This is a genomic window from Curtobacterium sp. C2H10, assembly GCF_025407985.1.
In the GTDB taxonomy this organism is placed as follows: domain Bacteria; phylum Actinomycetota; class Actinomycetes; order Actinomycetales; family Microbacteriaceae; genus Curtobacterium.
The window spans coordinates 1-25854 of the sequence record NZ_JABXGF010000048.1 but is presented as its reverse complement, the minus strand read 5'-3'; the positions used below and the strand labels follow the sequence as shown (position 1 = coordinate 25854).

The 25854-nt window shown below is 70.8% G+C and carries 23 protein-coding genes; 12 read left to right on the top strand and 11 right to left on the bottom strand.

What is annotated here, in order from left to right:
* Window positions 1–150: 150 nt before the first annotated feature.
* Both HWD93_RS14855 and HWD93_RS14850 read right to left on the bottom strand, forming a co-directional pair.
* Window positions 151–1821, bottom strand: a complete 1671-nt coding sequence (locus HWD93_RS14855; protein WP_070417667.1) for a GspE/PulE family protein — start codon at window positions 1819–1821, stop codon at window positions 151–153.
* A gap of 208 nt (window positions 1822–2029) precedes the next feature.
* Entirely contained in the window at window positions 2030–3052 is a 1023-nt protein-coding gene (locus tag HWD93_RS14850; protein ID WP_261647234.1) for a GNAT family N-acetyltransferase, read from the bottom strand.
* Window positions 3053–3131: 79 nt separating this feature from the next.
* Between HWD93_RS14850 and HWD93_RS14845 the strand changes: the two genes are divergently transcribed.
* Window positions 3132–3527, top strand: coding sequence for a VOC family protein (locus HWD93_RS14845; protein ID WP_071295200.1), 396 nt, complete (start codon window positions 3132–3134; stop codon window positions 3525–3527).
* A gap of 70 nt (window positions 3528–3597) precedes the next feature.
* Here HWD93_RS14845 and rpoC read toward each other — a convergent pair whose 3' ends face one another.
* From rpoC to HWD93_RS14815, 6 genes are all read right to left on the bottom strand, one after another.
* Complete coding sequence (gene rpoC / locus HWD93_RS14840) at window positions 3598–7479, bottom strand: DNA-directed RNA polymerase subunit beta' (RefSeq protein ID WP_070417663.1); 3882 nt, start codon at window positions 7477–7479, stop codon at window positions 3598–3600.
* A gap of 42 nt (window positions 7480–7521) precedes the next feature.
* Complete coding sequence (gene rpoB / locus HWD93_RS14835) at window positions 7522–11010, bottom strand: DNA-directed RNA polymerase subunit beta (RefSeq protein WP_070417662.1); 3489 nt, start codon at window positions 11008–11010, stop codon at window positions 7522–7524.
* Between the two features lie 390 nt (window positions 11011–11400).
* Window positions 11401–11928 carry a hypothetical protein gene (locus tag HWD93_RS14830; RefSeq protein ID WP_092385312.1) on the bottom strand — a complete coding sequence of 176 codons (528 nt, stop codon included), beginning with the start codon at window positions 11926–11928 and terminating at the stop codon, window positions 11401–11403.
* A 348-nt stretch (window positions 11929–12276) separates the two neighbouring features.
* On the bottom strand, window positions 12277–12936 hold the full coding sequence (locus tag HWD93_RS19565) for a response regulator transcription factor (RefSeq protein ID WP_261647233.1): 660 nt from the start codon (window positions 12934–12936) through the stop codon (window positions 12277–12279).
* The gene (locus HWD93_RS14820; protein ID WP_261647232.1) at window positions 12933–14138 is read right to left on the bottom strand and encodes a histidine kinase; all 1206 of its coding nucleotides are present in this window, start codon (window positions 14136–14138) and stop codon (window positions 12933–12935) included. Before HWD93_RS14820 ends, HWD93_RS19565 begins: the two co-directional genes overlap by 4 nt.
* Complete coding sequence (locus HWD93_RS14815) at window positions 14135–14644, bottom strand: hypothetical protein (protein ID WP_261647231.1); 510 nt, start codon at window positions 14642–14644, stop codon at window positions 14135–14137. Before HWD93_RS14815 ends, HWD93_RS14820 begins: the two co-directional genes overlap by 4 nt.
* A 133-nt stretch (window positions 14645–14777) precedes the next feature.
* On the opposite strand from HWD93_RS14815, the gene HWD93_RS14810 reads away from it, so the two are divergent.
* The 6 genes from HWD93_RS14810 to HWD93_RS14785 all read left to right on the top strand — a co-directional run bounded on the left by HWD93_RS14810 (window position 14778) and on the right by HWD93_RS14785 (window position 20052).
* Entirely contained in the window at window positions 14778–15620 is an 843-nt protein-coding gene (locus HWD93_RS14810; RefSeq protein ID WP_092385318.1) for a spermidine synthase, read from the top strand.
* Window positions 15621–15746: 126 nt separating this feature from the next.
* Window positions 15747–16502: a hypothetical protein gene (locus HWD93_RS14805; RefSeq protein ID WP_261647230.1), complete on the top strand. Its 756-nt coding sequence runs from the start codon at window positions 15747–15749 to the stop codon at window positions 16500–16502.
* 135 nt (window positions 16503–16637) lie between these two features.
* The gene (locus HWD93_RS14800) at window positions 16638–17480 is read left to right on the top strand and encodes a hypothetical protein (protein WP_261647229.1); all 843 of its coding nucleotides are present in this window, start codon (window positions 16638–16640) and stop codon (window positions 17478–17480) included.
* The gene (locus HWD93_RS14795; RefSeq protein WP_261647228.1) at window positions 17477–17953 is read left to right on the top strand and encodes a SprT-like domain-containing protein; all 477 of its coding nucleotides are present in this window, start codon (window positions 17477–17479) and stop codon (window positions 17951–17953) included. The genes HWD93_RS14800 and HWD93_RS14795 overlap by 4 nt, the downstream gene beginning before the upstream one ends.
* A 47-nt stretch (window positions 17954–18000) precedes the next feature.
* Complete coding sequence (locus tag HWD93_RS14790) at window positions 18001–18696, top strand: CGNR zinc finger domain-containing protein (RefSeq protein ID WP_070417654.1); 696 nt, start codon at window positions 18001–18003, stop codon at window positions 18694–18696.
* 105 nt (window positions 18697–18801) lie between these two features.
* Window positions 18802–20052 (top strand): Nramp family divalent metal transporter, encoded by a 1251-nt coding sequence (locus HWD93_RS14785; RefSeq protein ID WP_261647227.1) that lies wholly within the window; start codon window positions 18802–18804, stop codon window positions 20050–20052.
* Here the strand turns inward: HWD93_RS14785 and HWD93_RS14780 are convergent.
* Together HWD93_RS14780 and HWD93_RS14775 are read right to left on the bottom strand one after the other, a co-directional pair.
* Entirely contained in the window at window positions 20049–20351 is a 303-nt protein-coding gene (locus HWD93_RS14780) for a DUF427 domain-containing protein (protein ID WP_070417652.1), read from the bottom strand. The two genes, HWD93_RS14785 and HWD93_RS14780, sit on opposite strands and share 4 nt — an antisense overlap.
* 54 nt (window positions 20352–20405) lie before the next feature.
* Window positions 20406–21014 carry a 2-phosphosulfolactate phosphatase gene (locus tag HWD93_RS14775; RefSeq protein ID WP_139201898.1) on the bottom strand — a complete coding sequence of 203 codons (609 nt, stop codon included), beginning with the start codon at window positions 21012–21014 and terminating at the stop codon, window positions 20406–20408.
* A 96-nt stretch (window positions 21015–21110) separates the two neighbouring features.
* Between HWD93_RS14775 and HWD93_RS14770 the strand changes: the two genes are divergently transcribed.
* The 4 genes from HWD93_RS14770 to HWD93_RS14755 all read left to right on the top strand — a co-directional run bounded on the left by HWD93_RS14770 (window position 21111) and on the right by HWD93_RS14755 (window position 23363).
* On the top strand, window positions 21111–21743 hold the full coding sequence (locus HWD93_RS14770; protein ID WP_071295193.1) for a GNAT family N-acetyltransferase: 633 nt from the start codon (window positions 21111–21113) through the stop codon (window positions 21741–21743).
* A 70-nt stretch (window positions 21744–21813) separates the two neighbouring features.
* Window positions 21814–22305: a hypothetical protein gene (locus HWD93_RS14765; protein ID WP_070417649.1), complete on the top strand. Its 492-nt coding sequence runs from the start codon at window positions 21814–21816 to the stop codon at window positions 22303–22305.
* A gap of 118 nt (window positions 22306–22423) precedes the next feature.
* Entirely contained in the window at window positions 22424–22993 is a 570-nt protein-coding gene (locus HWD93_RS14760; protein WP_071295230.1) for a DUF1684 domain-containing protein, read from the top strand.
* Window positions 22994–23003: 10 nt separating this feature from the next.
* The gene (locus HWD93_RS14755; protein WP_071295229.1) at window positions 23004–23363 is read left to right on the top strand and encodes a GntR family transcriptional regulator; all 360 of its coding nucleotides are present in this window, start codon (window positions 23004–23006) and stop codon (window positions 23361–23363) included.
* Window positions 23364–23382: 19 nt separating this feature from the next.
* On the opposite strand, the gene HWD93_RS14750 is transcribed toward HWD93_RS14755, so the two are convergent.
* Window positions 23383–24207, bottom strand: coding sequence for an endo alpha-1,4 polygalactosaminidase (locus tag HWD93_RS14750; RefSeq protein WP_261647226.1), 825 nt, complete (start codon window positions 24205–24207; stop codon window positions 23383–23385).
* Between the two features lie 273 nt (window positions 24208–24480).
* Here HWD93_RS14750 and HWD93_RS14745 point away from each other — a divergent pair.
* Window positions 24481–25854, top strand: a 1374-nt coding sequence (locus HWD93_RS14745; protein WP_261647225.1) for a DEAD/DEAH box helicase, incomplete at its 3' end; no start/stop codon positions are given.

The window sequence follows — 25854 nt, the reverse complement described above, 5'->3', positions numbered from 1 at the left end:
GTCGGCTGGTGCGCCGCTGCGGCCGCGAGCCGGGCGGCGCGGCGACCACCGACCTCGTGGCCGGGACGGCCCGGGTGCCACCCCGCGACCGGCTCGTCGCCGGGCACGGAGATGTCGTAGACGGAATCGGTCATCGTTCCACTCCCACGCCTACGCGACCACGCGCAGGATCTCGTCGATGCTCGTCATGCCGAGCTTGACCTTCTCCCACCCGTCCTGGCGGAGGGTGAGCATGCCCTGCTGCTGGGCGACGCGGCCGATCTCGGCGCTCGAGGCACGCGAGACGGCGAGGCGCTCGATCTCCTCGGTCACGGTCATGACCTCGTGCAGGGCGATGCGGCCGCGGTACCCGGTGTTCGAGCAGACGGCGCAGCCGACCGGGCCGAAGAACTCCGGCACGGCGGCGTCCTCGGTGCCCACGAAGCCGAGCGCCACGAGCTGCGCCGGCGTGTACTGCGCCGGGGCCTTGCAGCGGTCGCAGAGCCGTCGTGCCAGACGCTGGGCGACCACGGAGTCGAGTGCGGACCCGACGAGGAACGGCTCGATGTCCATCTCCGTCAGTCGCGTGACGGCCGACGGGGCGTCGTTCGTGTGCAGCGTGGACAGCACGAGGTGGCCGGTGAGCGAGGCCTCGATCGCGATCTGCGCGGTCTCGTGGTCGCGGATCTCGCCGAGGAGCACGACGTCGGGGTCGGACCGGAGGATCGACCGCAGGGCCGACGCGAACGTGAGTCCGGCCTTCGGGTTGACCTGCACCTGGTTGATGCCGGCCATCCGGTACTCGACCGGGTCCTCGACGGTGATGACGTTGATCTCGGGACGAGCGACCGCGTTGAGGGTCGTGTAGAGCGTCGTCGACTTGCCGGACCCGGTGGGACCGGTGACGAGGATCATGCCGTACGGCTTCGAGTAGGAGCGCTGGTACGCCTGGAAGTTCTGCTCGAGCAGGTTGAGGTCTTTGAGGGACATCGACGTGTTCGTGTTGTCGAGGATCCGCATGACGACCTTCTCGCCCCACACGGTGGGGAGCGTCGCGACGCGGAGGTCGATCTGCCGGCCACCGTGGCGCACCGACATGCGGCCGTCCTGCGGCTTCCGACGCTCGGCGATGTCGATGTCGCTCATGATCTTGAGCCGGCTGATGACGCCGTTCTGGATGTTCTTCGGCGCCGGGGCCATCTCGTGCAGCACGCCGTCGATGCGGTAGCGCACCCGGACCTCGTGCTCGCCGGGCTCGATGTGGATGTCGGACGCGTGGTCCTGGATGGCCTGGGACACGAGCAGGTTGACGAACCGGACGATCGGGACGTCGTCGAGCGCGCCGTCGGTGAGGTCGACCTGCTGCTGGGTCTGCGCCGATGCCTCTTCCTCGAGCGAGGAGGTCAGGTCGTTCAGCTCGTCGTCGGCACGCAGGTAGCGGTCGAGTGCTGCGGCGAGGTCGCGCTCGTCGACCTGCAGCGGCTTCACGGGGCGGCCGGAGGCGGTCCGGGCGTCGTCGATCGCCAGCACGTTCGTCGGGTTCACCATCGCGAGGACGAGGACGTCGCCCTCGAACCCGACCCCGAGCACGCCGTGCCGACGGCACAGGGCCGCCGGGAGCATCGACACCGCGGTGCCGTCGACCGGGTAGTCCGTCAGCGGGACGGTCTTGGAGTTGTTCGACGCAGCGCGCGCGGTGATGTACTGCGCCTCGCTGACGAGGCCCTGGTCGACGAGGGAGCGGATCGAACGGTCGTCGATCTCCTCGTCGCCGGTCATCGAGTCGAGGTGCTCGATCGGCAGGGCTCCGTTGAGGATGAGGATCTCGGACAGCGTGGCCATGAGCTGCGGAGCCTCCTTCGGGTCGCGCGCGGTTCGTGGGGACGAGCGCCGCAGGGGTTCGACGCCCGACCACGCTACGTCCGCACGGAACGGCCACCGCAGTCCCACAACGAGGGGGCGAGGGGGTGTTCGGTGGCCCCAGTGCAGGGGTACCCGCGGGTATCGACACCGCCGACGGCGTGCGCGCCGAGGGCCGCGACGACCCCCGTCAGAGGGTCGTCGACGCGGTGACGTGCACCGGCCCCGGGACGAACCCGAGCCGCTCGTAGATGCGTCCGGCGCCGGTCGGGTTCTCGGCGTCGACGTGCAGGACCGCGGCGGACAGCCCCTCGGCACGCATCCCCTGCAGCGCGGCGTCGAGGACGATCGGCGCGAGTCCCGTCCCACGTGCCGCCCGCACGACACCGACCCAGTGCACGTACCCGAACGACCGGCCGCGAGCGGCGAAGCCGTCCGGATCCACCTCGACGAGCGCGAACGCCACGATCCGGCCCGACGGGTCGACGACGACGCGGCCGAGGTCGAGCCGGGCCGTCGCCGCGGTGAGGAACCCGCGCCAGTCGGACTCGACCATCGGTTGCGATCCCCAGTGGTCGCGGAAGGCGTCGTTCTTCGTGATCCGCAGCGGCTCGATGTCGTCGGACGTCGTCGCACGCACGACGTACCCGTCCGGCACCGGCGGGACCACGACCTCGGCGCGGTCGCCGAGCACGGCCTGCATGTCGACCCAGTGGCGGACCGGCTCGAACTCGAAGTGGGCCGCCAGACGGAGCGCACCGGTCCCCTGCGCGGCGCCGACCTCGATCGTCGCCGGCAGGTCGAGGTCGAGCGCGGCGAGTCGCTGCCGCGCGCGCCCGATGAGCCACGCGAGCACACGACGGCCGATCCCCCGGCCGCGCAGCGCGGGGTGGACCGCCCCCTCGAGCACCACGCGAGCAGCGGTGACGCGGGAGGGGACGTCGATGACGATGCCGTACGCCTGCACATGCCCCTCAGCATCGACGCCGACGAGGGTGTCCCGAGCGATGTCGAGCCCTTCGGTGGAGAACGTCCGCTCAAGGCTCGCTGTGGAGGGACGAGCGTGTGGGTCGTCCACCGCGGCAGCCGCCACGGCGAGGGCGTGCACAGCCTCCAGGTCGTCGCGGTTCGCCGCCCGGAAGGTCAGCCCGGCGATCGGGACCGGGAGCTCGAGGTGGGCCGGGGCGGTGATCCGTTCGCGCAGGGTTGCCATCGGACCAGCCTGCCATCGGTCACGGGCGCGACGGCGGAAAGTGCTCGACGCGCAGCCCTGCTCCGGGACATGATGAGTCATGGACATCACGAGCGTGACCGTGGGGCTGCCCGTCACCGACATCGAGGCGTCCTGCCTCTGGTACGGCGCCGTGTTCGAACGTGCCGAACCGGACCTCGAGCCCGACGAGGGCATCGCCGAGTACGAGGTCGGCGGCATCTGGATCCAGCTCTACGAGGACGCCGACGCCGAGGAGAACCCCGTGAGCGTCCGCTTCGGCGTCGACGACGTCGCCGCCCAGCACGCACGCATCGGCGCACTCGGGATCGACATCGGCCCGGTCGAGTGCGTCGACGGAGCCGTCGACTGGTTCGACGTCCGCGATCCCGACGGCAACGTCCTGAGCCTGTTCTCCCTGGTCGACGAGACCGGCCGGGGCTCCGGACGCGACAACGGGGCGGACCGCGCGGTCTGAGCCGTCACGCCACCAACGGGAACGGCCCCCGCATCCGAGGATGCGGGGGCCGTTCCGGTGGAGCTCAGGCTCAGTTGTAGGTACCCGGCGTGAAGTCGTCCGACGAGAAGCTGTCGAAGTCGACGAAGCTCAGGTCGGCGTCCGAGAACGACGAGTCGTCCGCGAAGATGCGGTTCGGGTACCGCTCCGCCTTCGCTTCTTCCGTCGCGTTCACGTCCACGTCGCGGTACCGGCTGAGGCCCGTCCCGGCAGGGATGAGCTTACCGATGATGACGTTCTCCTTGAGGCCGACGAGGTGGTCCTGCTTGCCCTCCATGGCCGCCTGCGTGAGCACGCGGGTGGTCTCCTGGAAGGACGCGGCGGACAGCCACGACTCGGTCGCGAGGGACGCCTTCGTGATGCCCATGACCTCCTGGCGAGCGGAAGCGGTCTTGCGACCCTCCTGCAGCGCCGCACGGTTGAGCTCGTTGTACCGCGAACGGTCCACGAGCTCGCCCGGGAGCAGGTCGGTGTCGCCGTGGTCGACGACGGTGACCTTGCGGAGCATCTGGCGCACGATGACCTCGATGTGCTTGTCGTGGATCGGCACGCCCTGCGAGCCGTACACGTCCTGCACACCGTTGACGAGGTGCTTCTGGACCTCACGGACACCCTTGACGCGGAGGACTTCCTTCGGGTCGACGGTGCCGGCGATGAACTGCTCGCCGAGCTCGACGTGCTGGCCGTCCTCGATGAGGAGCGTCGCACGCTTCAGCACCGGGTAGATGAACGGCTCGTCACCGTTGTCCGGCGTGAGGATGATGCGACGACCCTTGTCGGTGTCCTCGATCGTGGCGCGGCCGGGGGCCTCGGCGATCGGGGACGCACCCTTGGGGGTACGCGCCTCGAAGAGCTCCGTGACACGCGGCAGACCCTGGGTGATGTCGTCGGCCGAGGCCGAACCACCCGTGTGGAAGGTACGCATCGTCAGCTGGGTACCGGGCTCACCGATGGACTGGGCGGCGATGATGCCGACCGCCTCGCCGATGTCGACGAGGTTGCCCGTGGCGAGCGAACGGCCGTAGCACTTCGCGCAGACACCGACGCTCGACTCGCAGGTCAGGACCGAGCGCACCTTGATGCTCTCGACACCGGCCGCGAGCAGCTTGTCGATGAGGACGTCACCGACGTCCTCGCCGGCCTCGGCGACGACCGTGCCCTTCGCGTCCACGGCCGGGGTGGCCAGGGTGCGGGAGTACACGGTGTTCTCGACGCGCGGGTCGCGCACGAGCTTGCCGTCGGCACCCACGGTCGCGATCGGGAGCTCGAGGCCCCGGGTCGTGCCGCAGTCGTCCTCGCGGATGATCACGTCCTGCGAGACGTCCACGAGACGACGGGTGAGGTACCCGGAGTCCGCGGTACGGAGCGCGGTGTCGGCAAGACCCTTGCGAGCACCGTGCGTGGCGATGAAGTACTCCGCCACGGTCAGGCCCTCGCGGTACGAGTTGATGATCGGGCGGGCGATGATCTCGCCCTTCGGGTTGTTCACCAGACCACGCATACCGGCGATGTTGCGGACCTGGAGCCAGTTACCACGAGCACCGGACGACACCATGCGGTTGATGGTGTTGTCGACCGGGAAGTTGTCGCGCATCTCCTGCGCGATCTCGTTCGTGGCCTCGGTCCAGATCTTGATCAGGTCGGCGCGACGCTCGGCGTCGGTGATCAGACCCTTGTCGAACTCGCCCTGCACCTTGGCGGCCTGGACCTCGTAGCCCGCGATGATCTCCTTCTTGCGAGGAGGCGTCACGACGTCGGAGAGCGCCACGGTCACACCGGAGCGCGTGCCCCAGTAGAAGCCCGCGTCCTTGATCCGGTCCAGCGCGGCGGCCGTCTCGGTCTTGGAGTAGCGCTCGGCGAGGTCGTTGACGATCGCGGAGAGCACGCCCTTGTCGGTGACCTTCTGGACGAACGGGTAGTTCGCCGGGAGGGTCTCGTTGAAGAGCGCACGGCCCAGGGTCGTCTCGAGCAGCACGGTGTCGCCCTGCTCGTAGCCCTCGGGTGCTTCACCCTCGGCGAAGTGGACGTCCGCCATGCGGATCTTCACGAGCGCGTTGAGGTGCAGCGTGCCCTGGTCCTTCGCGAGGATGGCCTCGGCGACGGAGGAGAACGCACGGCCTTCACCCACGGCGCCCTCGCGGACGGTCGTGAGGTGGTGCAGACCGATGATCATGTCCTGTGCGGGCAGGGTCACCGGACGGCCGTCGGACGGCTTCAGGATGTTGTTCGAGGCGAGCATCAGGATGCGGGCCTCGGCCTGGGCCTCGACCGACAGCGGCAGGTGCACGGCCATCTGGTCACCGTCGAAGTCCGCGTTGAACGCAGCACACACGAGCGGGTGGAGCTGGATGGCCTTGCCCTCGACGAGCTGCGGCTCGAACGCCTGGATGCCCAGACGGTGCAGCGTCGGCGCACGGTTCAGCAGCACGGGGCGCTCGCGGATGATCTCCTCGAGCACGTCCCACACCTGCGGACGCGAACGCTCGACCATGCGCTTGGCCGACTTGATGTTCTGCGCGTGCGACAGGTCGATCAGGCGCTTGATCACGAACGGCTTGAAGAGCTCGAGCGCCATCTGCTTGGGCAGACCGCACTGGTGCAGCTTCAGCTGCGGGCCGACGATGATGACCGAACGGCCCGAGTAGTCGACGCGCTTGCCGAGCAGGTTCTGGCGGAAACGACCCTGCTTGCCCTTGAGCATGTCACTCAGGGACTTCAGGGCGCGGTTGCCGGTACCCGTGACCGGACGACCACGACGACCGTTGTCGAACAGCGCGTCGACCGCTTCCTGCAGCATGCGCTTCTCGTTGTTCACGATGATCTCGGGGGCACCGAGGTCGAGCAGGCGGCGGAGACGGTTGTTGCGGTTGATCACACGACGGTAGAGGTCGTTGAGGTCACTCGTGGCGAAGCGGCCACCGTCGAGCTGCACCATCGGGCGCAGCTCCGGCGGGATGACCGGCACGACGTCGAGCACCATCGCGGCCGGCGAGTTGCCGGTGGCGAGGAAGGAGCTGACGACGCGCAGACGCTTGATCGCGCGGATCTTCTTCTGGCCCTTGCCCTCGGCGATCTGCAGACGCAGCGCCTCGGCCTCGGCGGCCAGGTCGAACGCCTCGAGCCGCAGCTTGATCGCCTCGGCGCCCATGTAGGCGTCGAAGTAGATCCCGAAGCGGTCCTGGAGCTCGTGGAAGACGGCGTCCTCGGGCTTGAGGTCGCCCACCTTGAGGTTGCGGAAGTCCTCCCACACGCGCTCGAGGCGGGTGATGTCCTCGTCGAACGACTTGCGGACCTGGGACATCTCCTTCTCGGCGGTGTCCTTGGTGCGGCGCTTGACGTCGGCCTTGGCGCCCTCTTCCTCGAGCGCTGCGAGGTCGTCCTCGAGCTTCTTGAGGCGGTCGGCGATGATCGAGTCGCGCTGCCCCTCGAGGTTCTTGATCTCGAGGCGCATCTCGTTCTCGAGACCCGGCATGTCGGCGTGACGGCCCTCTTCATCGATGTCGATGATCATGTACGCCGCGAAGTAGATGACCTTCTCGAGGTCCTTCGGCGCCATGTCGAGGAGGTAACCGAGGCGCGACGGGACGCCCTTGAAGTACCAGATGTGCGTGACGGGCGCGGCGAGCTCGATGTGGCCCATGCGCTCACGGCGGACCGAGGACTTGGTGACCTCGACGCCGCAGCGCTCGCAGACGATGCCCTTGAACCGGACACGCTTGTACTTGCCGCAGGCGCACTCCCAGTCGCGGGACGGACCGAAGATCTGCTCGCCGAACAGACCGTCCTTCTCGGGCTTGAGGGTGCGGTAGTTGATGGTCTCCGGCTTCTTGACCTCGCCGTACGACCACTGGCGGATGTCCTCGGCCGTGGCGAGACCGATCCGCAGTGCGTCAAATGAAGTTGCTTCGAGCAATGTTCTTCTCTCTAGCTGGATTCGTTACGAGTACGGGCGGGATCAGATGTCGTCGACGGACGACGACTCGAACCGCGAGGAGATGTTGATGCCGAGCTCTTCAGCGGCACGGAAGACCTCGTCGTCCGTGTCGCGGAGGCTGACCGCCTGGCCGTCGGCCGAGAGGACCTCGACGTTCAGGCAGAGCGACTGCATCTCCTTCATGAGGACCTTGAACGACTCCGGGATACCCGGCTCCTGGATGTTCTCGCCCTTGACGATCGCCTCGTAGACCTTCACGCGGCCGAGGATGTCGTCGGACTTGATCGTCAGGAGCTCCTGGAGGGCGTAGGCGGCGCCGTACGCCTCGAGCGCCCACACCTCCATCTCGCCGAAGCGCTGTCCACCGAACTGCGCCTTACCACCCAGCGGCTGCTGCGTGATCATCGAGTACGGACCGGTCGAACGGGCGTGGATCTTGTCGTCGACCAGGTGGTGCAGCTTGAGGATGTACATGTAGCCGACCGACACGGGCTCCGGGAACGGCTCGCCGGAGCGGCCGTCGAAGAGCTGCGCCTTGCCGGACGAACCGATCAGGCGCTCGCCGTCGCGGTTCGGGAGGGTCGAGTCGAGGAGGCCCTCGATCTCGCGCTCGTAGGCACCGTCGAACACCGGGGTGGCGACCTTCGTGCCGGGCTCCGCGCTGCGGGCGGCCTCGGGGAGGGCAGAAGCCCACTCCTGGATGCCCTCGACGTTCCAGCCCTGCTTCGCGAGCCACCCGAGGTGGATCTCGAGGACCTGGCCGAAGTTCATGCGGCCGGGGACGCCGAGCGGGTTGAGCACGATGTCGACGGGGGTGCCGTCGGCGAGGAACGGCATGTCCTCGACCGGGAGGATTGTCGAGATGACGCCCTTGTTGCCGTGACGACCGGCGAGCTTGTCACCCGCGGTGATCTTGCGCTTCTGGGCGATGTACACGACCACGCGCTGGTTGACGCCCGAGCCGAGCTCGTCGTCGCCGTCCTGCGAGTCGAACACCTTGACGCCGATGATCGTGCCCTCTTCACCGTGGGGCACCTTGAGCGAGGTGTCGCGGACTTCGCGCGACTTCTCGTTGAAGATGGCGCGGAGGAGGCGCTCTTCGGCGCTGAGCTCGGTCTCGCCCTTCGGCGTGACCTTGCCGACCAGGATGTCGCCGGGGCGGACCTCGGCACCGATGCGGATGATGCCGCGCTCGTCGAGGTCGGCCAGGAGGTCCGGGCTGACGTTCGGGAGGTCGCGGGTGATCTCTTCCTTGCCGAGCTTCGTGTCGCGGGCGTCGACCTCGTACTCCTCGATGTGGATCGAGGAGAGCGTGTCGTCCTTCACGAGGTTCTGCGACAGGATCATCGCGTCCTCGTAGTTGTAGCCCTCCCACGGCATGAACGCGACGAGGAGGTTCTTGCCGAGCGCGAGCTCGCCGTTCTCCGTCGCGGGACCGTCGGCGATGACCTCGCCCTGCTCCACACGCTCACCGGCCGAGACGACCACGCGGTGGTTGTAGCTCGTGCCCTGGTTCGAGCGGTCGAACTTGCGCAGGTAGTAGGTCTGCGTGCCGCCCTCGTCGAGCTGCAGGGTCACGGCGTCGGCCGAGACCTCGGAGACGACACCGGCCTTGTCGGCGGTGACGACGTCGCCGGCGTCGATGGCGGTGTAGCCCTCCATGCCGGTGCCGACGAGCGGCGACTCGGAGCGGAGCAGCGGGACAGCCTGACGCTGCATGTTCGCACCCATGAGGGCGCGGTTCGCGTCGTCGTGCTCGAGGAACGGGATGAGCGACGTCGCGACCGACACCATCTGGCGCGGGGAGACGTCCATGTAGTCGACCTCGTCCTTGCCGACGAGCTCGACCTCGCCGCCCTTCTTCCGGACGAGCACCTTGTCGTCCTGGAAGTGGAAGGAGTCGGTGAGCGGGGCGTTCGCCTGCGCGACGACGAAGTCGTCCTCTTCCGAGGCCGTGAGGTAGTCGATGGTCGTGGTGACCTGACCGTTCACGACGCGGCGGTACGGCGTCTCGATGAAGCCGAAGGAGTTGATCCGACCGAACGACGCGAGCGAACCGATCAGGCCGATGTTCGGGCCTTCCGGGGTCTCGATCGGGCACATGCGGCCGTAGTGCGACGGGTGGACGTCACGGACCTCGACGCCGGCACGCTCACGGGACAGACCACCCGGGCCGAGGGCCGAGAGGCGACGCTTGTGCGTCAGGCCCGCGAGCGGGTTGTTCTGGTCCATGAACTGCGACAGCTGGGACGTCCCGAAGAACTCCTTGATCGCGGCGACGACGGGGCGCACGTTGATCAGGGTCTGCGGCGTGATCGCCTCGATGTCCTGCGTGGTCATGCGCTCGCGGACGACGCGCTCCATGCGGGACAGACCGGTGCGGACCTGGTTCTGGATGAGCTCGCCGACGGCGCGGATGCGACGGTTGCCGAAGTGGTCGATGTCGTCCACGTCGAGGCGCAGCTGCACCGGCTCGCCGTCACGGACACCGTCGAGCGTGGTCTTCTCGGCGTGCAGCGAGACCAGGTACTTGATCGTGCGGACGATGTCCTGCACGGTCAGGACCGAGTCGCTGAGTGGCGCGTCGATGCCGAGCTTGCGGTTGACCTTGTAGCGGCCGACCTTCGCGAGGTCGTAGCGCTTCGGGTTGAAGTAGAAGTTGTCGAGGAGCGCACGCGCGGCCTCGGCGGCGACCTGCTCGCCCGGACGCAGCTTGCGGTAGATGTCCTTGAGCGCCTCTTCCTTGGTGAGGATGGCGTCCTTCTCGAGGGTCGACTCGATCGAGGCGAAGCCCTGGAACTCGTCCATGATCTCTTCGCTCGTCATGCCGAGCGCCTTGAGGAACACGGTGACCGACTGCTTGCGCTTGCGGTCGATGCGCACGCCCACCTGGTCGCGCTTGTCGATCTCGAACTCGAGCCAGGCACCACGCGACGGGATCACGCGGGCGGAGTAGATGTCCTTGTCGGAGGTCTTCTCCTGCTGACGCTCGAAGTACACGCCCGGCGAGCGGACGAGCTGCGAGACCACGACACGCTCGGTGCCGTTGATGATGAACGTGCCGCGCTCGGTCATGAGCGGGAAGTCGCCCATGAAGACGGTCTGCGTCTTGATCTCACCGGTCATGTGGTTCATGAACTCGGCGTTGACGTAGAGCGGGGCGGCGTAGGTCTTGCCACGCTCCTTGCACTCGTCGATCGAGTACTTCGGGTCCTCGAGCTCGGGCGACGTGAAGCCGAGCTGCATGGTCTCGCCGAGGTCCTCGATCGGGGAGATCTCCTCGAAGATCTCCTCGAGCCCGGAGTGCAGTGCGAGGTCGGTGCGACCCTGCTCCTGGCCTTCGGCGAGGCGGGCCTTCCAGACGTCGTTGCCGACGAGCCAGTCGAAGCTCTCCGTCTGGAGTGCGAGCAGATCAGGAACCGTGAGGGTGTCCGTGATCTTGGCGAACGAGAGTCGCGAGTGGTTGCGACCGTTCTTGGGGTTGGTGGATGCGTTGGGCGCAGCAGCCAAGGGTTTGACCTCCGGTAGGCCCCGTCGGGCCGGTACTGACGAGCAGCACGTAGGTGAGTGGATTGACGCTTCAGCGCACCCCTCGAAGACACGCGATCACGCGACGGCCGGTGAGCTGTGCACGTGTGCGATGATCTGGGTGGACGGGACCCGCCGACATATACGGGACCGGCACCACCAGGGCACGTTCTGGAAGAACGCTGCGTCGACCGCAATATGACGACACGGATGCCAGGGAGCGCGAACTGCCATCATAGGTCGGGCTCGTCGCGGATGTCCAGTCCTGGCTTGACCGAATTCGGCAGTGCCGTGTATAAGCCGGTGGACAGCGTGGGTATTCCCTGCTCCGCAGCCCGGCCACGCCCGCCAGCGCAGGACGCGCAACGCCCGTCAGCGCAGGGCGCGGAACGCCGCCTCGGGCTGCCGCGTCCGCACGAACGTGACACGTCCGCGGTCGTCGGTGAACTCGATCCCGAGCCCCGGCGTGAGGATGAGCGCGCGGACGCCGCGTCCGATCCGGAGCCCGATGCCGCCGTACGTCGACGCGTCCGCCTCGACGAGTCGCACGTCGGTGATCCGGTCGCGGGCGATCCGTCGCGCGGGCAGCGGCCGGAAGTGCAGGACGACGTGGGTGTCCGTCACCGTCCACCCCGAGCGGGCGACGAGGAGCAGGAACCCGACCGCGACGCCGACGAGCGCCGGCACCAGCAGCGCCGTCTCCGGAGCGTCGCCCGGCCATCCGAGCACCGCTGCGGTCAGCCCGAGCCCGCCCACCAGCAGGATCGCACCCACCGCACGCATCCAGGTCGGCGCGTGCTCGCGCTCGGTGTGGGTGGACGGACGGGAGGCGCGGGTGGCGACCGCGGGACGGCTCGCGGTGGTGCGGCGGTACGTGGGCACGCTCATGGTGTCGGTCATGCGGGTCGACTCCTCGTGGGATCGGGTCCGTTCGTGCTCATATTTTACATAGCGCACGCAATGTGTTCAATGGTCACGGCGGGCGGACCACGGGCGGCGCGCAGGAGAGCGGGGAGCCCGGCGCACGCCGACGGCGCGCACACGAGGGGCAGTGGGGGTGCCGGACGGTCGCGCCGCGGTCACGAGCGGGGTGCGGAAGCGCGCGAGGTGTGGGGCACTGCGCGGATCGACGCACCGAGGTGACGACCCGGTGAACGGTAGGCGACGACCCTTGGCGTCCGCTGGTGGTGCATGTGCACGCATTCACCTGCGCCGGGTGGACCGGCCGGTCGGGACCGCGGACCCGGGTCAGCGCAGGACGAGGGCGACGGCCTCCGCGCGGGTGCGGACGCCGAGCTTCGTGAACACCTGGTTCACGTAGGACTTCACGGTGGGCACGGTGAGGAAGAGCTCGGCGGCGATCTGCGGGTTCGACCGGCCCTCGGCGATGCGCCCGAGTACGTCCGCCTCGCGCGGGGTGAGCGTCGGGAAGCGTGCACGGAGCGACTCGATCGGGTCCGGCGTCGCGACGGGCGCGGGCCCGGTGCCGCCGGCCAGCTGGGCGACGAGCCGGGCGCCCACGGTGGCGTCGAACGTCGACTGCCCGGACGCCACCGCACGGATCGCCGTCGCGATCTCGCCGCGACCGGCGTCCTTGGTGAGGTACCCGCGCGCGCCGGCCCGCAGCGCGGTCAGGATCGACTCGTCGTCGGCGAACGTGGTGAGGACGAGCACGGCGACCCCGGGGTGCCCCTCGGTGATGCGTGCCGTCGCCGTCGGGCCGTCGACGCCGGGCATCCGGAGGTCCATGAGCACGACGTCCGGGGACTCCCGCTCGACCGCGTCGACCGCCTCGGCGCCGTCCGACGCCTCACCGACGACCTCGAGGTCGTCCACGAGGGAGAGCACCGTCACCAGCCCGTCGCGCACGATGGCCTGGTCGTCGACGACGAGGACGCGGATGGTCACGGGCGGTCCCCCTCGGCGGCCAGCTCGTCGACCGGCAGGTGCATCGCCACGACGAACTCGTCGTCCGACCGGTCCGCCTCGACCGCGGCGCCGCTGCCGAGTTCCGCGAAGCGTTCGCGCATCCCGAGCAGACCGTGGCCGCCGCCGGACAGCGGGTTCGCGACCACGACGTCCACGGCGTCGCCGTCCCGGATGACGGACAGGGACACGGGACGGCCGGGGGCGTGCCTGCGGGCGTTGCTGAGCGCCTCCCGGACCACCTGGACCACGGCGGCGCGGTGGGCCGCATCGAGGTCGGTGAGCGCCGTGTCGCCCTGCGTCACGATCTCGCCGCCGAACGACCGGTGCGCGTCGACGAGGGCCGCCAGGCCCGTCGCGGGGTCGGTGGTCGGACGGGAGGCACGGTGCGGGACCGCGGACCGGCCCGCGTCCGCCTCGGCGTCGGTCTCGGCGTCGTCCCGCAGGGCGTGCACCGCACGTCGCGCCTCGGCCAAGCCGTCCGCGGCGAGCGCGCGGGCCTCGGCGGCGCGCTTCGTGGCGTCGTCGACCCGGCCGGCCTCGAGCAGGGCCTCGACCGCGTCGAGCTGGAGCACCAGGCCGCCGAGGGAGTGCGCGAGCACGTCGTGGATGTCCCGGGCGGCGCGGGACCGATCCGCGAGGAGTTCGGCGCGCTGCTGGTCCCGCTCGGCCTCGCGCGCCCGTTCCGCCGCGATGCGGAACTGCCGCCGGCTGAAGCCGATGAGGACGCCCAGGAGCATGCCGCCGCTCGTCCCGAGGACGAACTGGACCGAGGCGTGCTCGATCGAGGCGGACACCGCGACGACCACGATCGCGGCGAGTGCGGCGACGGCTGCCGCCCAGACCGGGACGCGGAGGTTCGCGCCGAGCAGGACGATCCCGACGATCACGGGGACGATCATGAGCGAGTCCGTCGGCACCACCGTCAGGGTGCCGGCGGCGATCATCAGGACCCCGGCGACGACGAGGAGCCGGGGTGTGCGACCGAACTCGCGGAGCGCCCACGCGGCGAGCGCCAGCGCGCCGAGCACCCACACCCACGCGGGGTGCTGCAGGGCGATGCCGTTCTTCACGAACCAGAACGCGACGATCGCGATGCCGAGGGCGTTGAGCCCCCAGGCGGCGCCCGAACGGGACCGGCCTCCGGGGAGGTCGGTCTCGTCCTGGCCGGTCAGCAGGGTCACCGGACCATCATGCCGCTCGGCTGGCGGTCGCCGCGGGGGATGCGGCCGTCGATGACGACGGCGCGTGCGGCGCGGTTCAGCGCGAGGACGAGCAGGATCGTGCCGGTCGACGTGAGCAGGTGCGCGCCGAGGTGGCCGCCGAGCACGTCGAGACCGACGCGGACGGCGATGAGGACGATCCACAGCACCGCGCCGAGCGCACCCGTGCGGGACTGGATCGTGCGGCCCTTGGCGTCCGGGGTGCCGACCGTGCGGAAGCGGGTGATGCTGCCCATGGTCAGGCCGACCCCGATCGTGATGAGCGCCTCGATCCCGAGGAACACCACGTCGGTCGTCGTGATCGTCGCCTTCGTCTGGGCGAGGACGACCACGCCGATGATCGCCATGATGAGCGGCGTGCGCCAGATGCGCGCCGGGTCGAGGTACTGCCAGGTCGCCTGGCGGTACCCGAGGAACGCGACCAGGGCGATGCCGACGAGGATGTTCACGAGGAGCTGGACCGACATGGTGTCCGCCTTCCGAGGAGGTCCGGCGGGCGTCTCCCGGCCGGTGGTACCAGCCTCGATCGACAGCGTCGGCGGGCACACCAACCAGGGGTGGGGACGCGGGTGGTGATCGCGGTGGTGTTCGATTGGTGCCATGGCTGATGCGTTCGACGGGTTCCGGATCGGTGCGGGGTACGCGGTGGTCGAGCCGGACCGGCACCGCCCGGGGTCGTTCACGCTCGTCGTCGACGGGACGCCGCAGTCGCACGTCGACCTCGAGGACCCGACGCACCTGGCGTTCGAGTACATCCGGCGGATCGGGCACGCCATCGACCTGCTCCCGGACGGCCCGGTCACGGCGCTGCACCTCGGCGCCGGGGCCCTGACGCTCCCCCGGTACGTCGCGGTCACGCGGCCGGGCTCCCGGCAGCAGGTCATCGAACTGGAGCGGGACCTCGTCGACCACGTGCGGGACGCGCTGCCCTTCCCCCGCGGGGCCTCGATCCGGGTGCGGTACGGCGACGCCCGCGAGGTCCTCGGCAAGCTCCCCGCCGGACTGCGCGGCACGGTGGACCTGGCCGTGGTGGACGTGTTCGGCGGCTCGCAGATCCCCGCGCACGTGACGAGCATCGAGTTCTACCGCGAGGTCGCGGAGTTCCTGTCGCCCACCGGCATCGTGGCCGTGAACGTGGCGGACGGGGCCGGGCTCGCCTTTGCCCGGGGGCAGGCGTCGACGCTGCAGGCGGTGCTGCCGTCGGTGGCGGCCGTCGCGGACACCGGGATGCTCAAGGGCCGGCGGTTCGGGAACATCGTGCTGCTCGGGTCGCCGACGGACCTGCCCGTGGCGGACATGCCTCGTCGGTACTCCTCCGACCCGATGCCGGCGAAGGTCGTGCACGGGGCGGAGCTGCGGGCGTTCATCGCCGGGGCGCCGATCGTCACGGACCAGACCGCGGTGGCGTCGCCGGAGCCGAACCGGAGCGTCTTCGGCGGCTGACGCGCGACCGCGGGTCGGGCCGACGGTCGCCGTGCGATCGGGCGGATGCCGCGCACGCGGAGGGTCCGCCTGCCAGGATGGGTCTGAACGACCGCGCAGGTGCGCGACCGAGCAAGGGGATCCCTGATGACGAACGACGACCGGAGCAACGAGGACCGGACGGGCGACGGCCAGGCGCCGAGCTGGGGCGGAGCGCCGCAGCAGCCCGCTCCCTCGGCCGACGAGCCGCGCTACGGCGAGCGGGTCGACCCCGCTCCCGCCTCCACGCCGCAGTACGGTGAGCAGGCCCCGCAGGCCGACGCGCCGCGCTGGGGCGAACAGGCCCAGCAGCACCAGGCCCCGCAGGGCGAGACCCCGCAGTACGGGTCGACGCAGTACGCCGAGCAGCAGGGCCAGTACGGGCAGCCGCAGCACGGGCAGCCCCAGTACGGCCAGCAGCCCTACGCAGCGGCTCCGGCGAGCGCCGGTGCCCCCTCGTGGCAGGGCTACGAGGAGCCGAAGGCCAAGAAGAAGACCGTCGGTGTCATCGCGTTCGTCGTGGCCGTCGCCGCGCTCGTGGTCGGCATCATCGGCGGTGCACTGTTCGGTGGCGTCTTCGGCGGCTCCGAGGCGTTCCGCGAGTCCGTGCAGAACGGCGGGGCGACCCCGAGCGAGTCCGACATCATGGCGCTCACGACGTCGTCGAGCGCCGTCACCGGGTCGCTGCTGTTCTACCTCGGCTCGGCGCTCGGCCTGTGGGCGATCGTGCAGGGCATCGTCGCCGCGGTCACGAAGCGCGGACGCGGCTGGGGTGTCTTCGCGATCATCCTCGCGGTCGTCGCGGCGATCGCGTTCGTGGTGGCCATCCTCATCTCGGCCGTCTCGGCCAGCGGGATGTCCTGACCCGACCAGATCGTCCCGGACGGCCCGTCGTGCACCCGCACGGCGGGCCGTCCTCGTCCCCGAGGGCGACACGAGCGTGACCCCCGTGCGCGTGGCACCGCTCGCTCTCGGGGCGGCGCGGTTACCCTCGAACCGATGTCCCTCCCGCCCGACGACCGCCAGCAGCCCGACCGCACCGACCGCGCCCGGGAACCGCGTCATGCGGCGCCCGTGACGGCCGGCGTGAGCCCCGGCAGCACCTTCGCTCCGATCAGCCTGCGCCCCGCGGTCGACGCCGACGCCGTCCAGCAGCGGCTGCGCGACCTCGGGCAGAGCCGCAGCACCGACGCGCTCGCGGAGCGTGCCGAGCTCCTCCGCCTGCTCGGTCGGCTCGACGAGTCGCTCGTCATCGCCGAGGAGGTCTTCCGCCTGACGATGTTCACGGGGGAGCGCTCGGACAAGGTCTCCGCACGCATCCGTCGCGCGCACGTCCTGCACGACCTCGGGCGGTACGAGCGTGCCGCGACCGAGTCGGCCCTGGCACGGGACACCGCCCGGACCGAGGAGTGGCCGGAGCTCGAGGGCGCAGCGGCCGAGCTCGAGGGCTGGTCGCTGTTCGAGCTCTCCCGCTTCGACGAGGCCCGTGCCGCGCTGTCCCGGGCGTACCAGGCGTTCCGCCAGGCCGGTGCACCGTCGGAACGCACCGAGGCGCTCCGGACGGCGGTCGAGGCGGCGCTCCGGGCCTCGGTCGCCCAGCCCCCGGCCGAGGACAAGCCGCGCACCGCCCGCGACGTCGCCGCGCGCCGTGCGGACGAGGACGAACCGGCCGCACCCCGCGCTCCGGAGCCCGTGCAGCAGACCCCGACGGTGCGCCGCCGGGTCCTCGGTGCGCCGGACGCCGCCCGGACCGAGGCGGACGAACTCTGGGGCCGCATCGCCGCACGGGCCGCGCAGAAGGGCCAGGCCGGACGCAACGAACTCGGCGACGACGAACGGTGACGACGCTCGAGGCCGTCCGGTCCCGCGCCGAACACCTGATGACGGCACACCTCGGGGCGGGCAGCTGGTCGTTCGGGTTCGACCACGCGAAGACCCGGGCGGGCCAGTGCGACTTCGCCCGCAAGCGCATCACGGTGAGCCGCCACCTCGCCGTGCGGTTCTCCGAGGACGACGTCGACCAGGTGCTCCTGCACGAGATCGCGCATGCGGTGGCCGGGGCCCGCGCCGGCCACGGACCCACGTGGCGCCGGACGGCGAAGGAACTCGGCTACACGGGCTCACGCCTGTACGACGGCCCCGTGGCGAGCGAACTCGCACCGTGGATCGGCACGTGTCCGGCCGGGCACGAGCACTTCCGCTACCGCACCCCGACCCGGCCGCTGGCGTGCGCGAAGTGCTCCCGCCGGTTCGACGCCCGGAACGTCATCGCGTGGGAGCGCCGAGCGGCGGAGGCCAGCCGAGCTACCGCATGATGCCGATCGCATGCGGAGGCGCGCCGGTAACCCGTTAGCCTGGGCGGATGCACACGGGGCAGCACATCCGCACGGACACCGGTTCCACGTGGTTCTTCGACGCCGGACGGATCGCCCTCGACTTCGCGCACACCGGCGGGTTCGCCGACGACCCGGACGGTCGACGTCCGCGGGCGCAGCTCGGCGAACTGCTCGCGACACCGGCCGACCTCGACGAGTGGCTGAGCGACCACACCGAGCCGATCGACGTCGGCGCGACCGCCCGCGAGCTGCAGGACGCCCGGGCCCTCCGCGCAGCGATCGCCCGACTGGCCGTCGCTGCGGCTCCGGGTCCGGCCTCGACCGCGGCGGAACGGACCGCGGTGGCTGCCGGCCTCCGCGCCGGGACGGGTCGCACGCGCCCGGCACCGGACGACATCGACACGGTCAACCTGTTCGCCGCGCTGCCGGACGTGCCGCCGAGCCTGCCCGGTGGCCGTCGTCGTGCGGGCGCGAACCGGGTGCGGCTCGCCCAGGCGCTGTCGAGCGTCGCACGGGACGCGGTAGCCCTCTTCACCGAGGTCGGCTTCGACGACGTCGCCGCGGACGGACAGCCGACGCGGTTGAGCCGGTGCTCGGCGGACGACTGCGGCCTCGTCTTCTACGACTCGTCGCGCGGGGGCACACGCCGGTGGTGCTCGATGCAGCGGTGCGGCAACCGGGCGAAGGTGCGGGCGCACCGGGCCCGACGCGCGGCGGTCTGAGCCGACCCGCGCCTCCTGGCCTGCTCACGGCTCCGGCCCGGGCCGATTCGCGTGCGACACGAAAACAAGGATTCGGCGCGCCGAATCCTCTGGCATGCTGTCTGCATGACCGACACCGCTGCCCGTCCCGCCGAGACGAACACGCCTCGGAAGCGCGCGGCTGGCCTGACCCTGCTCGGCCCCGCGTTCGTGGCGGCCATCGCCTACGTCGACCCCGGCAACGTCGCCGCGAACCTCACCGCGGGCGCGAAGTACGGCTACCTGCTGCTCTGGGTCCTCGTCGCCGCGAACGCCAGCGCGGTCGTCGTGCAGTACCTCTCCGCCAAGCTCGGCGTCGTCACCGGCAAGTCCCTGCCGGAGTACCTCGGCCTGCGGATGAAGCGCACGCCCCGACTGCTGTTCTGGGCGCAGGCCGAGGTCGTGGCCGCCGCGACCGACATCGCCGAGGTCATCGGCGGCGCACTCGCGCTGCACCTGCTGTTCGGGCTGCCGCTGGTCGCCGGCGGGGTGATCACCGGCGTGGTCTCGATGGCGATCCTCACCCTGCAGAGCCACCGCGGCACCCGGACGTTCGAGGCGGTGGTGACGGCGATGCTCGCGATCCTCACGGTGGGGTTCTGCGCCGGGCTGCTGTTCGCGCAGGTGCCACCGGGCGAGCTCGTCTCCGGACTCGTCCCGCGGTTCGAGGGGTCCGAGTCGGTGATGCTCGCCGCCTCGATGCTCGGCGCGACGGTGATGCCGCACGCGGTCTACCTGCACTCCGCCCTGGCGCGCGACCGGCACGGCGACGTCCCGGCAGGCCCGGAGCGTCGTCGGGTGCTCGTCGCGACGCGCTGGGACGTGGGGCTGGCGCTCCTGGTGGCCGGCGGGGTGAACATCTGCATGCTCGTCCTCGCGGCGGCGACGCTGCCCGGGGTCGCCGACACGGACTCGATCCCCGGAGCGCAGCGGGCGATCGCCGAGCACGTCGGCCCGGTCGTGGGCGTGCTGTTCGCGGTGGGGCTGCTGGCGTCGGGGCTCGCCTCGACCTCGGTGGGCTGCATGGCCGGCGCCGAGATCATGAAGGGACTGCTGCACGTGCGGATCCCACTGCTGGCCCGACGGCTGGTCACGCTCGTGCCCGCCATCGTCCTGCTCGCGGTGAACGCCGACGCGACGATGCTGCTCGTGGTGAGCCAGGTCGTGCTGAGCTTCGGGATCGCCTTCGCGATCGTGCCGCTGGTCGTCTACACGTCCCGCCGCAGCGTGATGGGTGCAGACGTCAACGCGATGACCACCCGCGTCGTCGCGGGGGTCATCGCGTTGGTGATCGTCGCGCTCAACGTGGCGCTCATCGTGCTCACGCTGGCCGGCTAGTCGACGACGCGCACGCCCTTCCAGAACGCCACGTAGCCCGAGTAGTCCTTGCCGACGCGGTCGAACGACGACGGGATGGGCGTCGGGTACGACCAGGCGTTGTCCTGCAGCGCCTGCCCGTCGACGTTCACCGTGTAGTACTGCGTGTCGCCCTTCCACGGGCAGTGGTACTGGGTGGGGCTCTCGGTGAACAGCTCGCTCTTCACGCTCGACGGCGGGAAGTACCAGTTGCCCTCGATCTGGATGAGGTCCTCCTGCGGGGCCTCGGCGATCACGGTGTCTCCGACGACTGCCTTCACGGCACGCTCCTTCGCTCTGCGGTCCGGCGGGGTACCGGATGTGGAGGTCGAACGCTACGCGCGCGAACTCGATTCCCGCAGGGTCTCCAGCTGGCCGTCCACCGCGAGCGCCGCGTGCACGTCGGCCGGTTCGAGCGCCGCGGCCGCCTCGGAGGCGCTGACCAGGTGCTTCACTGCCCGCCGCAGTCCCGTGTACGCGGCACAGGCGGCCGCCGCCTCGGGCGAGGTGTGGTCGATCCCGACCTCGGCGAGCGCGTCGACGACGGCTCCGGCCGCGAGCAAGTCCTCGACCGCGAAGTCCGGCGCGTCCGGCACGTCCGCGGCCTCGCCCGCCGCTTCCGCGGCGTCGTCACCGGGTGCGTGGTGGCGTCCGGCGGCGACGATCGCGACGACGCAGCGGTCACCGCGTTCGGCCTGGAGGCGCGTCACGCGTTCCGCGACCGCCGTCGCGTTGCCGAGGTGGCCGAGCACGACCTCCGGACCGTCCGGCACCTGCGCGGCGACCGCGCGGAGCGCCCGTCGGCGGGCGGGTCCGTCGTGCGCCGCGGACGCCGGGAGGACGTCGACCCAGACGACCAGATGCGTCCCCGGGGCGATCCGCGCGGCGCCGCCGGTCCCCCATGCGAAGCGGACCTGGTACTTCTCCTGCGTGCGTGCTGCCACCTGCGACACGATAGCCGTCGGCGGGTCCCTGATCCTTTCCACAGGTGCTCCGCCGTCCGGGGTTCGTCAGGGTCGGCGACCGTAGGATCTGTTGCCATGGAGATCGCCCCCGCACCCACCCTGACCGGCGACCGCGTGACGCTCGAGCCCCTCGGCTCCGAGCACGCGGACGACCTGCGGGCGGCGGTCGCGGACGGCGATCTGTGGCGCACCTGGTACACCTCGATCCCCGCTCCGGCGCAGGTCGACGACGAGATCGACCGGCGGCTCGCCGAGCAGGCAGCGGGACGGATGGTGCCGTTCGCGGTGCGCGACCGCCCGACCGGCCGGGTCGTGGGGTCGACGACGTTCCTCAACCCCGACACGGGCAACCGCCGGGTCGAGATCGGTGCGACGTTCCTGTCGCGGTCGACGCAGCGCACGGGCATCAACACCGAGGCGAAGCTGCTCATGCTCTCGCACGCGTTCGACGTCTGGCAGTGCATCGCGGTCGAGTTCCGGACCCACTGGCACAACCTCCAGTCCCGCACGGCCATCGCGGCACTCGGTGCGAAGCAGGACGGCGTGCTCCGGAACCACTCGATCGGCCGTGACGGCACCCTGCGGGACACCGTGGTGTTCTCCGTGATCGCGTCGGAGTGGCCGACCGTGCGGTTGTCCCTCGCCGAACGGCTCCGTCGGCACGACCGCGCCGAGGGTGCTCGACGCCGATCCGCTCGACACGCCTGACCCGGTTCCGTCCGGCACGCCTGCCGCCGGGCCCGCCGGTCGTCCACCGCGCACGAGTAGCGTTCGCGGCATGCACGTGGGCATCCGGATCACCCTCGACGCACCGGTCGAGGCCGTGCGTGACGCCCTGCTGTCCCCGGCGGTGATGGTCGCCGTGACGAAGCCGTTCCTGGTCTACCGGTCGCGCGATCCGCAGGGGTTCCCGGTGCGCTGGGTGCCGGGTGAGCCGCACCCGATCACCGCGAGCGCCTTCGGCGTGGTCCCGAGCGGCGACACGCACGTCGACCTCGACCTGTACGAGGTGCGCGGTGTGCCCGTGCAACGCGACAACGGCGGTGGCACGAGCGGGCTGTTCGGACGGATGTCGATGCAGCACCGGATGGCGACCGTCGACCTCGGGGACGGTCGGACGCTCCTCGTCGACCGGCTCTCGTACCGGATGCGGCCCGCGGTGCTCGGAGTCCTGCTCTGGCCGGGGATGTGGGTGATCTGGCAGTGGCGCGCGCTGCGGATGCGCGCCCTCGCGCCCGGTTGGCGGCGCGCCCGACGAGCCGCGGCCTGACCGCCGGACCCGCGCCGTTCCTCCAGGCAGGGCGTACGCTCGTACCGTGAGCCAGACGCATGAGCCGGCAACCGACGACCGCGTGCACAGCACGCTCGCCACCGTGGACTGGCGGCGGATGACCTTCGACCTGTACCGACGGGTGCGGGCGACGAACGACCCGGAGACCGCCCACGCGCTGTGGCGCGAGACCCGTGACGCGATGTTCGGCGAGCACCCGGCCAGCCCGCTCCTCGACGAGGACGCCCGCGACTTCGAGTCCCTGCCCGTCCCGGACTACGACCCGTCGTGGCGCTTCCGGGCCCGGATCGAACCGGCGGAGCCCCTCGCGATGGACGTCGAGACGGGCACCGACGGCATCGTGCACTTCGACCGGCTCGGCGTCGTGACCCTGGCCGGCATCGGTTCGCTCGACGTGTGGTCGCACGGCGGCTACGCGGGCGGCGTGTTCATCCCGGTCAAGGACTCGAGCGCCGGTAAGGCCCGCGGGACCTACGGCGGCGGACGCTACCTCGTCGACACGATCAAGGGCGCGGACCTCGGGGGCGACGACGGCGAGCTCGTCCTCGACTTCAACTTCGCCTACAACCCGTCGTGCGCGTACGACCCGGCGTGGGCGTGCCCGCTCGCGCCTCCGGGCAACACCGTCGCGGTACCGATCCCCGTCGGCGAGCAGTACGACTTCTAGGGTGGAGCACATGTCGGGTCTCGTCGCGATCGACGCCGGAGGGCGCATCCCGCCGTTCGAGCAGGTCCGGTCCCAGATCGCCGCGCAGATCAGCGCCGGGTACCTCGTGGACGGTGAACGGCTGCCGAGCGTCCGTGGGCTCGCGGACGAGCTCGGGCTCGCCGCCGGGACGGTGGCGCGGGCGTACCAGTTGCTGGAAGAGGCCGGGCTCGTGCAGACCGCACGCGGCGCCGGTACGCGGGTGATCCGACCGGCCGAGGTGCCGTCGTCGGTGACCGATGCCGCCCGTGCCCTCGCTGCCGCCGCACGGGCCGCGGGGCTGTCCGCCGACCAGGCCGCTGCCGCCCTGCGGGACGCCTGGCCCGCCTGACGCGGGCGCGGGCGCTACGTCAGCAGCGCTCGAACACGTAGTCGTCGCTCGACGGCGTCACGAGGTCCCGGTCGCGCAGGATCGTCATCGCCGGCCGCTTCGCCGAGGCACACACCGACGACCACGGCTGCTCGCTGTTGTCCGAGTACTCGACGTCGATGACCCGCTTGCCGTACGCCTTCGTGTACTCGCCGCACTCCTGGTAGACGAAGCACTCCTCGGCGACCACGAAGTCGAAGCCGGTCTGCTTCCGTCCGGACGCGCCGAGCTGCGGCGTGTTCTTCTGCCCGACCGCGAGCCCCTCGCCGTGCCCGAGACGGACGAGCGCGGCGGCGAGGGCGAGGTTCCCGGACCGCGTCAGCTTCCCCTTCGAGCGCGTCCACGAGTCGAGGTTGTCGAACTCGACGGCGTCGAACCCGCGATCGGCGCACCGGGCGACGGACTTCGTGAGGACCCGCACGATCGTCGCGCGCTTCGCAGCGGTCGTCGTGTCGAGCAACATCTCGTCCGGCCAGCCCGGGTCGGACACCGGCTTGCCCGATCGGTCGCGGAGGATCGACGTCGGGTGGTCCCGCTTCCACATCGCGGCGTCCTCCGGCTGGGTCTGGAAGCCGTTGACGTAGCAGATCGAGTACTTCCCCGCCGCCGGGCGTGCGGTGCTGTCGCGCTCGACGATCGTGACACCTGCCGGAGGCGCGTACGAGCCGCCCAGCTGGTAGTCGGGGACGCCCGAGGTGGGCAGGTTCCGGTACGACGCGGCGGGCACCGCGGCGGCGCAGGACGCCGTCCCCAGGACGGCGACGAGGGCCGTCGCGACGGTCAGCAGGACGGTTCTGGTGCGCACCGGTGCATCCTCGCACGAGCCGGCGGACACCTCGGCCTGGGGGATCCGACCCGTGCACGCTATGCTGGACGTACTCGAGGCGCCGATCGCCTCGTGCGTCGTACGGACGCCCCCGAACTCCCGGTCCACGGACCGATGATCGAGCACCTCCCGAAGGTGCCAGGCTTCTCTGCTGCGGCGACTGCGCCAGCCACACCCGTTGGCGCGCATCCCGCCCGCGCGCTGCCTCGCAAGCGCGACCACAGCCGGAGCACTCCGGTTGGAAAGGTCACCATGACCAACGAAGACATCCGTTTCTCCGACCTCGGCGTCCCCGCGCCGATGGTCGCCGTCCTCGCCGACCAGGGCAAGGAGACCGCGTTCCCCATCCAGGAGGACACGCTCCCCGACTCCCTGCAGGGCAAGGACGTGCTCGGCCGCGGCCGCACCGGCTCCGGCAAGACGATCGCGTTCGCGATCCCGCTCGTCGCCCGCCTCGCCGCCAGTGGCCGCAAGCGCCGCGCCGGCCGGCCTCGTGCCCTGGTGCTCGCCCCCACCCGTGAGCTCGCGACCCAGATCGACGTCGCCCTCGCCCCGCTCGCCAAGGCCATGGGCCTGAACACCACGACCGTCTTCGGCGGCGTCGGGCAGGGTCGTCAGGTCGACGCCCTGCGCGGCGGCGTGGACGTCGTCGTGGCGTGCCCCGGCCGTCTCGCCGACCTCATGCAGCAGGGCCACGTCAACCTCGGCGACATCGAGGTGACCGTCCTCGACGAGGCCGACCACATGGCCGACATGGGCTTCCTCCCCGGTGTGACCAAGATCATGCAGGCCACGCCCGAGCAGGGGCAGCGTCTGCTGTTCTCCGCCACACTCGACAACGGCGTGGACAAGCTCGTCAAGAAGTTCCTGCACAACCCGGTCATGCACTCGGTCGACGAGGCGAACAGCCCCGTCGAGGCGATGACCCACCACCTGTTCGAGGTCGCCGACGCCGACGCGAAGAAGGACCTCGTCCGGACGCTCGCGAGCGGCACCGGTCGTCGCATCCTCTTCATGCGCACGAAGCACCACGCCAAGCGCCTCGCCAAGCAGCTCAGCAGCCAGGGCATCCCGGCCGTCGACCTGCAGGGCAACCTGTCGCAGGGTGCCCGTGAGCGGAACCTCGCGAAGTTCTCCTCCGGCGAGGCCCTCGTGCTCGTCGCCACCGACGTCGCCGCCCGCGGTGTGCACGTCGACCACGTCGAGCTCGTCGTCCACGTCGACCCGCCGACCGAGCACAAGGCGTACCTGCACCGCTCGGGCCGCACCGCCCGCGCCGGTTCGTCCGGCGACGTCGTCACCGTGACGATGCCCGCCGAGCGTCGCGACGTCGCGCAGATGATGCGTGCGGCCGCGATCAAGGTCACGCCGCAGCAGGTCACGGCGAACTCCCCCGCCGTCACGGAGCTGGTCGGCGAGATCGCTCCGGTCCGTCACGTCGCCCCGGAGCAGCCGGCACAGCAGCAGCGCCAGCCCAAGCAGCGCACCACCGAGTCCGACAACGCGGGCGGCGGTCGTCGCCGTGGTCGCGGTGGTCGTCCCGGAGGCGCGGCGCAGCCCGCGCGCACCGGCTCGGCTTCCGGGTCGTCCGGTGCAGGGCGTCGCGGCGGTCGTCCCGCCGAGGTC

Bases quoted from the DNA above. Each gene is read 5' to 3' on its own strand.
- HWD93_RS14855 (WP_070417667.1), bottom strand. From the start codon at position 1,821: ATGGCCACGCTGTCCGAGATCCTCATCCTCAACGGAGCCCTGCCGATC.
- HWD93_RS14850 (WP_261647234.1), bottom strand. From the start codon at position 3,052: ATGGCAACCCTGCGCGAACGGATCACCGCCCCGGCCCACCTCGAGCTC.
- HWD93_RS14845 (WP_071295200.1), top strand. From the start codon at position 3,132: ATGGACATCACGAGCGTGACCGTGGGGCTGCCCGTCACCGACATCGAG.
- HWD93_RS14830 (WP_092385312.1), bottom strand. From the start codon at position 11,928: ATGACCGACACCATGAGCGTGCCCACGTACCGCCGCACCACCGCGAGC.
- HWD93_RS14815 (WP_261647231.1), bottom strand. From the start codon at position 14,644: ATGTCGGTCCAGCTCCTCGTGAACATCCTCGTCGGCATCGCCCTGGTC.
- HWD93_RS14810 (WP_092385318.1), top strand. From the start codon at position 14,778: ATGGCTGATGCGTTCGACGGGTTCCGGATCGGTGCGGGGTACGCGGTG.
- HWD93_RS14805 (WP_261647230.1), top strand. From the start codon at position 15,747: ATGACGAACGACGACCGGAGCAACGAGGACCGGACGGGCGACGGCCAG.
- HWD93_RS14800 (WP_261647229.1), top strand. From the start codon at position 16,638: ATGTCCCTCCCGCCCGACGACCGCCAGCAGCCCGACCGCACCGACCGC.
- HWD93_RS14790 (WP_070417654.1), top strand. From the start codon at position 18,001: ATGCACACGGGGCAGCACATCCGCACGGACACCGGTTCCACGTGGTTC.
- HWD93_RS14785 (WP_261647227.1), top strand. From the start codon at position 18,802: ATGACCGACACCGCTGCCCGTCCCGCCGAGACGAACACGCCTCGGAAG.
- HWD93_RS14770 (WP_071295193.1), top strand. From the start codon at position 21,111: ATGGAGATCGCCCCCGCACCCACCCTGACCGGCGACCGCGTGACGCTC.
- HWD93_RS14765 (WP_070417649.1), top strand. From the start codon at position 21,814: ATGCACGTGGGCATCCGGATCACCCTCGACGCACCGGTCGAGGCCGTG.
- HWD93_RS14760 (WP_071295230.1), top strand. From the start codon at position 22,424: ATGACCTTCGACCTGTACCGACGGGTGCGGGCGACGAACGACCCGGAG.
- HWD93_RS14755 (WP_071295229.1), top strand. From the start codon at position 23,004: ATGTCGGGTCTCGTCGCGATCGACGCCGGAGGGCGCATCCCGCCGTTC.